Raw genomic sequence first — 239 nt, 5'->3', positions numbered from 1 at the left:
CCCGCGCTCGCCGCGATATCGCTCTGAAGATCGAGATCCGCCGTGTCTTCGAGGAGAACTTCCGGGTCTATGGCGTGCGCAAGGTCTGGCGGCAATTACAGCGGGAGGGCTTCGATATCGCCCGATGCACTGTGGCCCGACTTATGACGGCCATGGGGCTTCAGGGGATCATTCGCGGCAAACCTGCCAAAACGACGGTTCCGGAAAAGTCAGCCCCCAGCCCACTCGACCGTGTGAAC

At 61.5% G+C, this 239-nt stretch carries 1 protein-coding gene; it reads left to right on the top strand.

Features of this window, described 5'->3' with window-relative positions:
- The coding region (locus ACXAIC_RS24905) for an IS3 family transposase (RefSeq protein ID WP_475187150.1) at window positions 1–239 on the top strand (239 nt) is incomplete at both ends.

It is taken from the genome of Roseibium sp. AWQ4_254, from assembly GCF_056161025.1.
This window is presented reverse-complemented; position numbering and strand designations above follow the sequence as displayed.